We start from the raw sequence: 13,079 nt of genomic DNA, 5'->3' as shown, positions 1-13,079 counted from the left end.
ACGGCGGCGCCGGGATCGAGCGGGCGCACCGATGTCCACGTGTCGCGGTGAACCTTTATGCTCGAAGATTATGTGCTCCCCGAGTGCCACGCTGACGGTGTGGGCCGGCTCCTGGCTGGCCGGTTCCAGTGCGCCCGACGACGTACTGGAGGCGCTACACGCGTGGGCTCCGCGGCACACCATCGCCGCCGGGGATCCGTTCAGCGGCGCACGCACCGATCTGCCGTGGTCCTCGCGTGGGACGACGGGCACCGGAGTCATGCCGCTGCTCAAGGTGATTCGGGAAGCTCTCGCCGAGCCGGGCGCGCATCTGCGGCTGGTGCTTCCGGTGCCCGGTGATGTGCGCGGGCTGCCGGTCGGTACCGCGTTCGCCGCCGACGCCATCGAGGCAGGCGAGGGGATCCTGATCGGTGTGCCCGGCGCGGACGGCACCGGTTTGATCCCGCAGTGGGAGAGCGAGGACACGCTGCAATGGACCGTGTACAGCGCCCCCATCCCGGCCACCACGGGCATCGACATGTCGCTGGGCGAAGCCGAATTCGCCATGCGCGAGGCGGTCCGCGACGCCGCCGACGCGCTCATGCGCCTGCACACGACCGGCCTCGGATCCGGTGACGCCGATCCGCGTGAGCTGATCGAAGCCGAATTGGCCGACTATTCCCGCCACGACTACCCGGAATCCATTCCGCTGCGCGCGCGCCGCATCCTCGACAGCGCCGATCACGTGGCCGCCATCCTCACCGTGGCCCAGCGTGAACCGGCCTCCTCCCCCACCTCCGCGAGCGCCGTCATCGAGCACGAATCGCTGCTGCGGCCGCTGTGGGATGCCATTCGGGCGGCGCGGCTGGTCGCCGTGCACGCCTCGGCTCGCCGAGCCTGATTCCCGCCGGCCCGGCAGGGCGGCAACCGCCTGATAGCGGCGTGCCGACCGGACCCACTGGACGCCGTGTCGATCCATCGTTCGCCGGCACCGGGTCGATCGTGGCAGCACCGCCAGGCTGCCGGCTACTACCGCACCCTTGGCATCGGCGCCCGGTCGATGTCGCGGCCTTCGCGCCGCCCGGTTGACCTGCGCCGGTTCCGGCTGCGGTCAGCGCCCGGGCCGCGCAGCCGGCTTACAGCAATCGACGGCACACGGCGCGCCATCGACGGTGCACCCGTATCCCGGCACCGACCCGAGCCGCCGCGGCGGCACATCGTCGAGGTGCTCACCGATCAGCTCGACGACCATGCGCGCGAACCGCGGATCGGCACCCGGTGTGCCGGCGCGGGCGAAGGCCATGCCGAGTTCGGCGGCCTTCTGGGCGGCCTCGTTGTCCAGGTCCCAGATCACCTCGAGGTGATCGGAGACGAAGCCGACCGGGCACACCACCACGGCGTCGACGCCCTTGCCGGACAGCTCCTCCAGGTGATCGACGATGTCGGGCTCGAGCCACGGCACCTGCGGTGGACCCGAACGCGACTGCCATACCACGTCGTAGTCTCCGAAACCCGTTGCCGCCGCGCACAAGCGGGCGGCTTCGGCGACCTGGCGGCTGTAGAGCCCGCCGCCCTCGCCCGGCGGTCCGGCGGTGCGATCGGCCGAGACCGGAATCGAGTGCGCGGTGAACACCAGCCGGATCCGGTCGCGCCGATCGGCCGGGATCTGTTGTGCCGCAGCGCGAATGGCATCGGCGAAGGATTCGATCAGCAGCGGGTGGTCGAAGTACTGACGCAACTTGATCAGCTCGGGGGCTTCCGAGCCGACGGCAGCCCGGGACCGGACGATGTCTTCCTGATACTGCAAGCACCCCGAATAGCCACCCCACGCCGAGGTGGGGAAGACCAGCGCCGAACGCACCCCGTCGGCAGCCATCCGGGCGAGGGTGTCCTCGGCCATCGGGTGCCAGTTGCGATTACCGAAATAGACCGGCAGATCTTTTCCGGCAGTGCGCAATTCGGCTTCCACATCGGCGATGATGCGGCGATTGAGTTCGTTGATCGGCGACACCCCGCCGAAGTGCATATAGTGCTCGGCGACTTCGGCGAGCCGTTCCCGCGGCACGCCCCGGCCCCGAGTGACGTTCTCCAGGAACGGCATCACGTCCTCGGGGCGTTCCGGGCCGCCGAACGACAGCAGTAGCAACGCATCGGCCGAGCGGCCCACAGTGTCTCCTCTGTCGCGGGTGCAGGGTCAGTTGACCGGCATGTTCTCCGGGAACCAGGTGTTGTGGCTGGCGCCGCCGTCGACGTAGATGATCGAGCCGGTGGTGCCGGGCAGCCAATCCGAGAGCAGCGCGACCACGGACTTGCCGACCACGGTCGGATCGTCGACGTCCCAGCCGATCGGCGAGGCGCCGTCCCAATAGGTGTTGAGCTGGTTCAGCTTGGCGGCGTCGTCGGTGGCGGTGCCCGCGATGGCCTTGGCGGCCAGGGTCTTGATCGGACCGGCGGCGACGAGGTTGGAGCGGATCTTCTTCGCCTCGCCGACCTCACGCGCGACGTAGCGGTTCACCGATTCCAGCGCCGCCTTCGCCACGCCCATCCAGTTGTAGTACGGCATCGCGGTGCGCGGATCGAAATCCATGCCGACGATGGAGCCGCCCTCGTTCATGACCGGCAGCACCGCCCGCGCCAGCGAGGCGTAGCTCCATGCCGAGATCTCGAACGCCTTGGCCGCGTCCGGACCGGGGCCCTCGAGGAACGGCTTGGCTTCCGGCCCCATCAGGGTGCGCGGCGCGAACGCGATGGAGTGCAGCACACCGTCGAGACCCTCCGGGGCCAGCTCGCCGATCTTGCCGGCCAGCGCGGCCAGGTCCTCTTCGTTGGTGACGTCGAGGCCGATCGCCGGCGGCACCTCCTTGGGCAGGCGCTTGGCGATCCGGTCGATCAGTCGCAGGCGCTCCGGGATGCCGGTGATGATCACCTTCGCGCCCTGTTCCTGCGCGATGGCCGCCGCGTGGAACGCGATGGAGGCGTCGGTGATGATGCCGGTGACCAGGATGGTCTTACCGTCGAGCAGTCCGCTCATGAGTTCTGGGTTCTCCCTGCAGTGTGGATGTGGGCCGCGGTCCGCGAGGACTGTCGGCTGCACGCCGTATTTCGTTAGCGCGGCTTTCGAATTCTCGGTGGGTGGGCGGTCGGGTCAGTGCCCCATGCCCATCCCGCCGTCGACGGGGATCACGGCGCCGGAGACGTAGCGGGAGTCCTCGGAGGCCAGGAAGCTGATCACCGCGGCGACCTCCTCGGGCGCGCCGAGGCGCTGCAACGGAATGAACTTCTTGGCGGTCTCGCGCATCTCCTCCGGCAATTCGGCGGTCATATCGGTTTCGATGAAACCGGGGGCGACCACGTTGGCGGTGATATTGCGCGAACCGAGCTCACGGGTGACCGAGCGAGCCAGGCCGATGACACCGGCTTTCGAGGAGGCATAGTTGATCTGGCCGGGCCCGCCGCCCAGGCCGACCACCGAGCCGAGGAAGATCATCCGCCCCCAGCGAGCCCGCAGCATGGCCCGGTTGGCACGCTTGGCGCAACGGAACGCGCCGGTGAGGTTGGCGTCGATGACCCGGGTGAACTGCTCCTCGGTCATCCGCATCAGCAGCGTGTCGTCGGTGATACCGGCATTGGCCACCAGCACCTCGACCGGGCCCTGATGCGCCTCCACCTCGGAGAACGCCCGATCGACCGATTCACTGTCGGTCACATCGCATTTCACACCGAACAATCCGTCCGGCACACCCGAGCCGCGGTGGGTGACGGCGACCTTGTGTCCATCGGCGAGGAGCCGCTGCGCGACCGCGAGACCGATGCCACGGTTACCACCGGTCACCAGTACCGACCGGGAGGCCCGCTCCGCATTCTGCGATTCCGACTTACGACTGTCCTCGACAGAGTTCGACATGCGGACAATCTAGCCGATGGTTCCTGCCACCGAAAAACACGTCCGGGTCGGCGGAGTCGATCACAATTGTGCTCGTGAACCGGCGGGGACGGGTGTCACAGTTCGACCGCACAGGCCACTGTCGCGTGTCACAGAATGAGCGTCGGCAGGCCGTGGAAACCCACCAATCGCAAATACCGGAAGCGGACGCGATGGGCCGTCGGCGGGGGCGACATTCCCGCCGCGACTCGACTCGGCGAAATCGCCAGCGGTAGCAGCTCACGCCACCGCGGCGTGCCGGGAACCGCACGGTCCCCGGCACAGCCTGCGACTACGGCAGCCGCTGCCGCGTCACCAGACCGGTGACCACACCGGCGGAGATGAACACCAGGCCGAACAGCAACCACGGTCTGCTGGCGTCGCCCATCGTCATCTCGTAGCCGATCTGCTCTTCGAGAGTGTCGTAAACAGCGGTCAGTTCGGCCAGGCTGGACGCCGTATAGAAATCGCCGCCGGACAATTTGGCGATTTCACGCAGCGAATCGTCGTCCACCGGCACGGGAACACGCTGCGGGCGCCCGCCGTCCTCGTCCGGAATCTCGACCACACCCCATTCGGTGCCGAAGGAAATGGTCGACACCGGGATGTTCTTGGTCTCGGCCAGCCGGGCCGCGGTGAAGGCGTGGCGCGGATTGTCGACGTCCTGATCGTCGGGCACGGTCTGTTTACCGTCCGACATCAGCACGATGCGCGCAGGCGGCGGCGTTTCGGCGCCACCGAGCACCGAGGCCAGCGTCTCGATCGACTGCAACGCCGCGAAAATGCCCTCGCCGGTGGCGGTGCGCTCACTGAGCTTGATGTTGTCGATCGCGGCCTTGACGGCTTCGCGGTTGGTCGTCGGCGACACCAGCACCGAGGCGGTGCCGGAGAAGGCCACCAGCCCCAGGTTGATGCCAGGGGTGAGACCCTCGGCGAACTTCTTGGCCGCCTTCTGCGCCACCTCGAGCCGGTTCGGTTCGACGTCGGTCGCTTCCATCGACAGCGACACATCCATGACCAGCACGACCGTGGCGCGGTTACGCGGTTCCTTCTGCGCCTTGGTGGGTCCGGCCGCGGCGATGGTCAAGAAGACCAAGCCGACCAGGATCAAGGCCACCGGCACATGCCGCAGCGGGCTCGGCCGCGAAGGCGCGACCCGCTCCAACTGCTCCATATTGCTGAACCGCAGCATGTGCCGGTGTTTGCGGCGCTGCACCAGCACATAGCCGAGGGCGATGAGCGCGACGACGGCGAGGAAACCCAGCCAGATCTGCGCGGTGAAGTTGGAAATACTCACTGACGTGGCACCCGCCCGGTCGGGGCGCCGAGGCTGTGGCGCCGGGTGGATACGAACCGGACCACGTCGGCGATCCAGTCCCGGTCGGTCTGCAAGGTGAGCACCGGCGCGCCGCAGCTGCGCAGCGCCTGCTCCACCTGCTGACGGTGGCGCAGGGCCGCGGCCGCGTAGTCGGCGCGCAGTGCGGGGGTGACGCTGAACTCGCGGGTGCGGCCGGTCTCCGGATCGTGCAGCACCACATCACCCATATCCGGCAGCGACATATCGCGCGGATCCAGCACTTGCACGGCGAGCAGGTCGTGGCGGGCGGAGATGGCGCGCAGCGAACGCTGCCAGTCGATATCGCCGAGGAAATCGCTGATGATCACGGCCAGTCCGCGTTTGCGCTGCGGACGGCGCAACGATTCGATGGCGCCGCGCAGATCCCCGCGCACACCGTCACGGGCGTGCGGGGTGGTGGCGATGCCGCGCAGCAACGACTGCGCGTGCACCCGGCCGCTGCGCGCGGGAATCCGGGTGAGGTGCTCACCGGTGGCGACGACGGCGCCGATGCGGTTACCGCCGCCACTGGTCAGGTGGGTGATGGCGGCGGCAGCGGCGATGGCGAGATCGCGCTTCTGGCAGGCCGCGGTGCCGAAATCCAGGCTGGCCGACAGGTCGACGACCATCCAGGTCTCCAGCTCGCGGTCGGCGATCATCTGCCGCACATGCGGATGGGTGGTGCGCGCGGTCACCGACCAATCCATCTGGCGCACATCGTCACCCGGCTGGTAGGCGCGGGCCTCCCCCGGTTCGGAACCGGGTCCCGGGATGAGACCGAGGTGATCACCGTGCAGTACGCCGTCGAGGCGGCGGCGCACGGTGAGTTCGAGGGTCTTGAGGGCTGCCGACAGTTTCGGGTCGGTCAGCTCGCCCGATCGGAACGACGGTGGTGCGTGCGATGACATCGGTACTCGGTCGACCGGCTCCGGCGTCGAGGTCACTTCGACGGGCTGTTGCCGGCGGCCTGCGGCACCTGGCCCGCCTGCTGCGGCACCGGCGGCTGCTGCGCCGGCTGCGGCTGCTGCGGCGCGGGGCTACCGGGATGGGCGCCGTTGGCGGGCACCGGCGCGGGCGCGGCCGGTCCACCCTGGCCGACGGCCTGGGGGGCGACCTGCGGCAGGCCGACGGTCTGCAGTACCCGCTTGATGACGTCCTCGGGGCTGATCTCGTCGGCGAGTGCGTCGTAGGACAGCACCAGCCGGTGCCGCAGCACGTCCGGGATCACCTCGACCACGTCCTGCGGCACCACATAGTCGCGGCCGCGGATCAGCGCCACCGCACGCGCCGCGGCGATGATGCCGAGGCTGGCGCGCGGGGAGGCGCCGTAGGAGATCCAACCGGCGACGTCGTTCATGCCGAATTCGGCGGGGGTGCGGGTCGCGGCGATCACCCGGACCACGTAATCGACCAGCGCGTGATGGACGAAGGTGTTGGCGGCCAGCTGCTGCAACCGGATGAGTTCGGCCGGCTCCAGGATCTGTTTGGCCTCCGGCGCGCTGACGCCCATCCGGTAGATGATCTCGCGCTCCTCCTCCACCGAGGGGTAGTCGACGACGACCTTGAACAGGAAGCGGTCGCGCTGCGCCTCGGGCAGCGGATACACACCTTCGCTCTCGATCGGGTTCTGGGTCGCCATCACCAGGAACGGATCGGGCATCGGATAGGTCTTGCCGCCGATCGAGACATGCCGTTCGGCCATCACCTCTAGCAGTGCCGACTGCACCTTCGCGGGAGCGCGGTTGATCTCGTCGGCGAGCACGAAGTTCGCCACCACCGGGCCGAGCTCGGTGTCGAATTCCTCGCGGCCCTGCCGGTAGATGCGGGTACCGATGAGGTCGGTGGGTACCAGGTCGGGGGTGAACTGGACGCGGGAGAACGAGCCGCCGACGACCTTGGCGAAGGTCTCCACGGCAAGGGTCTTCGCGATACCGGGAACACCTTCGAGCAGCACGTGGCCGCGGGCGAGCACGCCGACGAGCAGCCGCTCGACGAGCCGGTCCTGTCCGACGATGACCCGCTTGACCTCGTAGATCGCCTTCTCGAGAGTCTGGACATCACGCTCGAGGGTGCTCGACCCGGGTGCAGGCGCCTTTTTCGCCAAACTTGCCCCGCTCACACCGTCCGTCGAAGTCACCAACATCCCCGCTTTCGCCTTGGTCTTGTGCGTGTTGCCACAACTATTCCAGGTAATGACCGCATTCGCCGCAACCGGACCCGATATGCCGGGATTCGGCGCCGGAATCCGCGCTCCTGGCGACGTTACGCCGTCCACCGTACGTGCACTCGCGCCCGATCAGGCGGTGACGATGCGGACCGCGTAGGGCATGATGCCCGATTCCCGCACCGGAGAAACCTTGACCACATCGCCGGACTGTGGGGCCTCGATCATCTTGCCGTCGCCCAGATACAGCGCGACGTGCTGGCTGCCGTTGGGCCCCCAGAACAGCATGTCGCCGCGTTCGCGCTCGTCGACCGGCACGCGGGTGCCCGCGTTGTACTGGTAGCCGCTGTAATGCGGCAGCGAGACACCGATTCCGGCGAAGGCGTAGATCATCAAGCCGGAGCAGTCGAACCCGACCTTGTTGTAATCGCCGTGGCTGTCGGCGACGCCGCCGTCGCGGATGCCGAGGGTGGGGCCGTCCTCGTCGCCGCCGCCCCAGGCGTAGGTGACCCCGAGCTGGGACATGGCCCGGTCGACGACGATCTCGATGGCCTCGCTGCCGGTGACCGAGGGGACATCGCCGTCCTCTGATCCGGATTCGCTCTCGGATTCGGAGTCATCGTCGTCGGCCCCGGATCTCGGGGTCGGCTTGGTCGTGCGCGGGGAGTCGTCGAGCTGGGTGTGCGGGCGTTTCCCCGCGCCGAGCTGGGCCGCGCGGTCCTTGGCGGCCTGATCGGCGGCCGCACGCGCCGCCGCAGCGGCCGCCGCGGCCAGCACCGCCGCTTCTTCGGCCCGGCGCTGCTGATCCCAGGCCTGATAGGCATCGCGCTGGTTCTGCAACCCGGTGACGTTCATCCGCGCCGCGTCCAGCCGCGCCTGGGCATCCGCGCGCTGGCGCAGCAGGTCATCGCGCACCGCTGTCTGCTGGTTCAGCTCGGCGGTCGCGGCGCTCACGGCGGCCTCGGCGGCGGTCTTCTTCTGCTCGGCGTCGGCGGCCGCGGCGTCGGCGGCGGTCTTGGCTTGCCGGGCCGAGGCGTTCTTGTTGCCCTGATCGATCTGGGCGCGGCGCAGGCCGTCCATCACCTGCTGCTGATTCTTGGTGACCAGGCCGATGATCTGCGCACGGTCGAGGGCGGCGTCGGGGTCGGCGGCCGAGAGGTAGGTCATCATCGTGCCGGTGCCGGGCCGGGTGTAGGCCTGGGTGGCGAATGCGTCGAAGTTGGTGCGCGCCTGGTCCACTCGCGTGCCCGCGTCGGAGAGTTCGCGCTGGGTGGTGGCCACCAGGTCGGCCGCGGCGTCGGCGGCATCGCGAGCGTTCTGCAGATCGACCAGCGCCTTGTTGACCTGCTCGCGGCGCAGCGCGACCGCATCGTCGAGCTGACGCACCTGCTCGTCGACGGCGGCGACCTGATTGATCAGCACACCCACCTGGCCGATGCCTGCGTCGACGCGTGCTCCGGCGTCGGCGAGTTCACCGTCGCTCGGGTTCGGCGGGGGCGGCGGCACGGCGGTCGACGGGGCGCCGGTGACGACGATCGCCGCCGCGACCAGCAAACCGAGAGCGATCGAGAGCGGACGACGACGGCTGGGCCCTCGCATGTTGCGCATCGCACCTCCAGACGATCCGACTGCGGCGTGGCATCACGAGCACCAGCCGACCCATGGAGCACTGTGGTCGGCATATTGCCCTGTCAACACTCTTTCCCCAACAGCGATCATTCGAACCGTACGACACTTGCGTCACGCGCGGAACTACAGCGACGGAATCACAGGTGCGTAATTTGCACTTTGCTCGAAATTAGCCGAATGCGGCACAGGGTTCGGCCCCGAAAAACAAACCGAGCGTCAGGAAATGCGGCGCGGATCGAGATGCGAGCCGAGTGAAAGGCTCAGGCGGACGCCGACCCCGAATCGTCGGCGGAACCGGCCGCAGCGCTCGCCGCACGACGCCGCTTGACCCAGTAGAGCCCGCCGACGGCGGCCACGGTGCCGGCCAGCAGCACACTCGTGAATCCGGTCCACGGCACCGATTCCGGCTGCTGCAGCCGGTCGGCGAAGATCTGCACGGCCTCTTCGGACTTACCGCCCTTCCACTTGGCGGCGTCCTCGGCCCATTCCAGGTGCACCCGGCTGATCGAATCGCTGTAGGTGCCCATCCAGTCATCGCTGAAGACCGCGACGGTGCCGTGCTGGAACTTGCCGACCTCGGTAGCCAGATCGCGCAGGCTCGAGTCGTGCCACGGATTGCCCTGCACCACGACCACGCTCAGCGGAATGCCATCGGCGCGCGCCTGAGCCACGAGGGCGGCCAGCTCGGACTGATCCTTGCCCTCGGGTGCGGCAACGCCGTCGTCGGCGAGATCCGCGCGGATCTCGCCGAGGTCGGTGTTCTCCGGCAGCCCGGTGGCGACGAGAGAAAAAGCCCAGGTGTGCGAGACGGTCATCTTCCATCCGGTCTTGTCGAGCCGCATCGGCACGCGAGGCGACGGGGTCTCCTACACTGCGGATGAGCACGCCGAGAGGCCGTCCGTCCGGACCGGCCGCCCCGACAGCTCACGGTGGCACAGTACGCGACGCAGTGTCGCATCGGCGCCACTCGCCACGCCGACCGGCGCCGCAACGACGCCCCGCCGCGTTCATAGGACAAGCGTACTGTTAGAGTCGAAGGCGCGAGGAACCGGCACCGTGCGGTGCGGGCAGCCCTCCGAAGACGTAGGCCGTCGGCACAGCCCCGCCGACGGCAACCCTCACAGATGAGTGGAGCTGACGTGACGACAAGTATCGATACTTTCGGCGCCAAAGGCACCCTCGAGGTCGGAAGCAACTCCTACGAGATCTTCCGGCTCTCGGCCGTGCCCGGTACCGAAAAACTCCCCTACGCACTGAAAGTCCTCGCGGAGAACCTGCTGCGCACCGAGGACGGCGCCAACATCACCGCCGACCACATCCGCGCGATCGCCAACTGGGACCCGTCGGCCGAGCCGAACGTCGAGATCCAGTTCACCCCGGCCCGCGTGATCATGCAGGACTTCACCGGCGTGCCGTGTGTCGTCGACCTCGCCACCATGCGTGAGGCCGTCACCACCCTCGGCGGCGACCCGAACAAGGTCAACCCGCTCTCCCCCGCCGACATGGTCATCGACCACTCGGTCATCCTGGACGTCTTCGGCCGCGCCGACGCCCTCGAGCGCAACGTCGACCTCGAATACGAGCGCAACGCCGAGCGCTACCAGTTCCTGCGCTGGGGCCAGGGCGCCTTCGACGACTTCCGCGTCGTCCCGCCGGGCATGGGCATCGTGCACCAGGTCAACATCGAGTACCTGGCCCCGACCGTGATGGTCCGCAACGGCCAGGCCTACCCCGACACCTGCGTCGGCACCGACTCGCACACCACCATGGTCAACGGCCTCGGTGTGCTGGGCTGGGGCGTCGGCGGCATCGAGGCCGAGGCCGCCATGCTCGGCCAGCCGGTCTCCATGCTGATCCCGCGCGTCGTCGGCTTCAAGCTCACCGGTGAGATCCAGCCGGGCGTCACCGCCACCGACGTCGTGCTCACCGTTACCGACATGCTGCGCAAGCACGGTGTGGTCGGCAAGTTCGTCGAGTTCTACGGCAAGGGCGTGGCCGAGGTTCCGCTGGCCAACCGCGCCACCCTCGGCAACATGAGCCCCGAGTTCGGTTCCACCGCGGCGATCTTCCCGATCGACGGCGAGACCATCAACTACCTGCGCCTGACCGGCCGCAGCGACGAGCAGCTCGCGCTCGTCGAGGCGTACGCCAAGGAGCAGGGTATGTGGCACGACCCGGACCACGAGCCCGCCTACTCCGAGTACCTGGAGCTCGACCTCAACACCGTGGTCCCGTCCATCGCAGGCCCGAAGCGCCCGCAGGACCGAATCCTGCTGTCGGAGAGCAAGATCGCCTTCCGCAAGGACATCTACAACTACACCGACGATGCCGTCGCCACCCCGCACAGCAAGCTGGACGAGGCGCTCGAGGAGTCCTTCCCGGCGTCGGATCCGGCCGAGCTGTCCTTCGCCGACGACGGCGCGATCGACGTCACCTCGGCGGCCAACGGCTCCGAGGGGCGCCCCTCCAAGCCGGTGCTGGTCAAGTCCGAGGAGCGCGGGGAGTTCGTGCTCGACCACGGCGCGGTCGTGGTCGCCGGTATCACCTCCTGCACCAACACCTCCAACCCGTCGGTCATGATCGGCGCCGCGCTGCTGGCCCGCAATGCGGTCGAGAAGGGCCTGTCGTCCAAGCCGTGGGTGAAGACCAACATGGCGCCGGGCTCGCAGGTCGTCTCCGACTACTACGAGAAGGCCGGCCTGTGGCCGTACCTGGAGAAGCTGGGCTTCTACCTGGGTGGTTTCGGCTGCACCACCTGCATCGGTAACACCGGTCCGCTGCCGGAGGAGATCTCCAAGGCGGTCAACGACAACGACCTGTCGGTCACAGCGGTGCTCTCGGGTAACCGCAACTTCGAAGGCCGCATCTCCCCCGACGTGAAGATGAACTACCTGGCCTCGCCGCCGCTGGTCATCGCCTACGCGCTCGCGGGCACCATGGACTTCGACTTCGAGACCGACCCGCTGGGCCAGGACACCGACGGCAACGACGTGTTCCTGCGCGACATCTGGCCCTCCCCGCAGGAGATCGACGACACCATCAAGTCGGCGATCAGCCAGGACATGTTCCGCAAGTCCTACGCCGACGTCTTCAAGGGCGACGAGCGCTGGCAGAACCTGTCCACCCCGTCCGGCGACACCTTCGCATGGGACGAGAACTCGACCTACGTGCGCAAGGCGCCGTACTTCGACGGCATGCAGCTCGAGCCCTCGCCGGTCGAGGACATCAAGGGTGCGCGCGTGCTCGCACTGCTGGGCGACTCGGTCACCACCGACCACATCAGCCCTGCCGGTCCGATCAAGCCGGGCACCCCGGCCGCGCAGTACCTGGACGCGCACGGTGTGCAGCGCAAGGATTACAACTCCCTCGGCTCGCGTCGTGGTAACCACGAGGTGATGATCCGCGGCACCTTCGCCAACATCCGGCTGCGCAACCAGCTGCTCGACGACGTCTCCGGTGGTTACACCCGTGACTTCACCCAGGAGGGTGGCCCGCAGGCGTTCATCTACGACGCCTCGCAGAACTACCAGAAGGCCGGCATCCCGCTGGTCGTGCTCGGTGGTAAGGAGTACGGTTCGGGCTCCTCGCGTGACTGGGCCGCCAAGGGCACCCGCCTGCTGGGCGTCAAGGCCGTCATCACCGAGTCCTTCGAGCGCATCCACCGCTCGAACCTGATCGGTATGGGCGTCATCCCGCTGCAGTTCCCGGCGGGCGAGTCGGCCGCGACCCTCGGCCTGACCGGCACCGAGACCTTCGACATCGAGGGCATCACCCAGCTCAACGAGGGTGTCACTCCCCGGACGCTGAAGGTCACCGCCACCAAGGAGGACGGCGAGAAGATCGTCTTCGACGCGGTGGTCCGCATCGACACCCCCGGTGAGGCGGACTACTACCGCAACGGCGGTATCCTGCAGTACGTGCTGCGCAACATGATTCGTGGCTGATCAGGCCAGGTCTCCGCGCACGCGGGAATGACCCTCGCGACCGGTTCCGGTCGTCGCGCAGAGTGAGGTCCGCGCACCGTGCCCGCGGTGCGCGGACCTTCGCGC

10 protein-coding genes are annotated in these 13,079 nt (G+C 68.2%); 2 read left to right on the top strand and 8 right to left on the bottom strand.

Features of this window, described 5'->3' with window-relative positions:
* Positions 1–70: 70 nt before the first annotated feature.
* Entirely contained in the window at positions 71–880 is an 810-nt protein-coding gene (locus tag AC5W7N_RS25625) for an Rv1486c family protein (protein WP_194992675.1), read from the top strand.
* Between the two features lie 210 nt (positions 881–1,090).
* Here AC5W7N_RS25625 and AC5W7N_RS25620 read toward each other — a convergent pair whose 3' ends face one another.
* The 8 genes from AC5W7N_RS25620 to AC5W7N_RS25585 all read right to left on the bottom strand — a co-directional run bounded on the left by AC5W7N_RS25620 (position 1,091) and on the right by AC5W7N_RS25585 (position 9,872).
* Positions 1,091–2,146, bottom strand: a complete 1,056-nt coding sequence (locus AC5W7N_RS25620) for a ferrochelatase (RefSeq protein WP_194992676.1) — start codon at positions 2,144–2,146, stop codon at positions 1,091–1,093.
* Positions 2,147–2,173: 27 nt separating this feature from the next.
* Positions 2,174–3,010, bottom strand: a complete 837-nt coding sequence (gene inhA, locus AC5W7N_RS25615; RefSeq protein ID WP_495922345.1) for an NADH-dependent enoyl-ACP reductase InhA — start codon at positions 3,008–3,010, stop codon at positions 2,174–2,176.
* 114 nt (positions 3,011–3,124) lie between these two features.
* Positions 3,125–3,883 (bottom strand): 3-oxoacyl-ACP reductase FabG1, encoded by a 759-nt coding sequence (gene fabG1, locus AC5W7N_RS25610; protein WP_051016579.1) that lies wholly within the window; start codon positions 3,881–3,883, stop codon positions 3,125–3,127.
* A gap of 310 nt (positions 3,884–4,193) precedes the next feature.
* Entirely contained in the window at positions 4,194–5,198 is a 1,005-nt protein-coding gene (locus tag AC5W7N_RS25605; protein WP_163814856.1) for a VWA domain-containing protein, read from the bottom strand.
* Positions 5,195–6,145, bottom strand: a complete 951-nt coding sequence (locus tag AC5W7N_RS25600) for a DUF58 domain-containing protein (RefSeq protein WP_138448339.1) — start codon at positions 6,143–6,145, stop codon at positions 5,195–5,197. Before AC5W7N_RS25600 ends, AC5W7N_RS25605 begins: the two co-directional genes overlap by 4 nt.
* Before the next feature lie 32 nt (positions 6,146–6,177).
* Entirely contained in the window at positions 6,178–7,380 is a 1,203-nt protein-coding gene (moxR1, locus tag AC5W7N_RS25595) for a chaperone MoxR1 (RefSeq protein WP_163814855.1), read from the bottom strand.
* Positions 7,381–7,533: 153 nt separating this feature from the next.
* Positions 7,534–9,009 carry an NlpC/P60 family protein gene (locus tag AC5W7N_RS25590; RefSeq protein ID WP_195019275.1) on the bottom strand — a complete coding sequence of 492 codons (1,476 nt, stop codon included), beginning with the start codon at positions 9,007–9,009 and terminating at the stop codon, positions 7,534–7,536.
* A gap of 281 nt (positions 9,010–9,290) precedes the next feature.
* Positions 9,291–9,872: an Rv1476 family membrane protein gene (locus AC5W7N_RS25585; RefSeq protein ID WP_228815066.1), complete on the bottom strand. Its 582-nt coding sequence runs from the start codon at positions 9,870–9,872 to the stop codon at positions 9,291–9,293.
* Positions 9,873–10,169: 297 nt separating this feature from the next.
* Here AC5W7N_RS25585 and AC5W7N_RS25580 point away from each other — a divergent pair, with 297 nt between their 5' ends.
* Positions 10,170–12,974 (top strand): aconitate hydratase, encoded by a 2,805-nt coding sequence (locus tag AC5W7N_RS25580; RefSeq protein ID WP_163814852.1) that lies wholly within the window; start codon positions 10,170–10,172, stop codon positions 12,972–12,974.
* Positions 12,975–13,079: the final 105 nt, after the last annotated feature.

The sequence above is a fragment of the Nocardia sp. CDC519 genome, from assembly GCF_059509835.1.
Note: the sequence above shows the minus strand (reverse complement) of the source record. Positions and strands in the feature narration are given on the sequence as shown.

Coding starts and splice junctions, on each gene's coding strand:
- moxR1 (WP_163814855.1), bottom strand. CDS start 7,380: ATGTTGGTGACTTCGACGGACGGTGTGAGCGGGGCAAGTTTGGCGAAA.
- fabG1 (WP_051016579.1), bottom strand. CDS start 3,883: ATGTCGAACTCTGTCGAGGACAGTCGTAAGTCGGAATCGCAGAATGCG.
- AC5W7N_RS25585 (WP_228815066.1), bottom strand. CDS start 9,872: ATGCGGCTCGACAAGACCGGATGGAAGATGACCGTCTCGCACACCTGG.
- AC5W7N_RS25600 (WP_138448339.1), bottom strand. CDS start 6,145: ATGTCATCGCACGCACCACCGTCGTTCCGATCGGGCGAGCTGACCGAC.
- inhA (WP_495922345.1), bottom strand. CDS start 3,010: ATGAGCGGACTGCTCGACGGTAAGACCATCCTGGTCACCGGCATCATC.
- AC5W7N_RS25625 (WP_194992675.1), top strand. CDS start 71: ATGTGCTCCCCGAGTGCCACGCTGACGGTGTGGGCCGGCTCCTGGCTG.
- AC5W7N_RS25590 (WP_195019275.1), bottom strand. CDS start 9,009: ATGCGCAACATGCGAGGGCCCAGCCGTCGTCGTCCGCTCTCGATCGCT.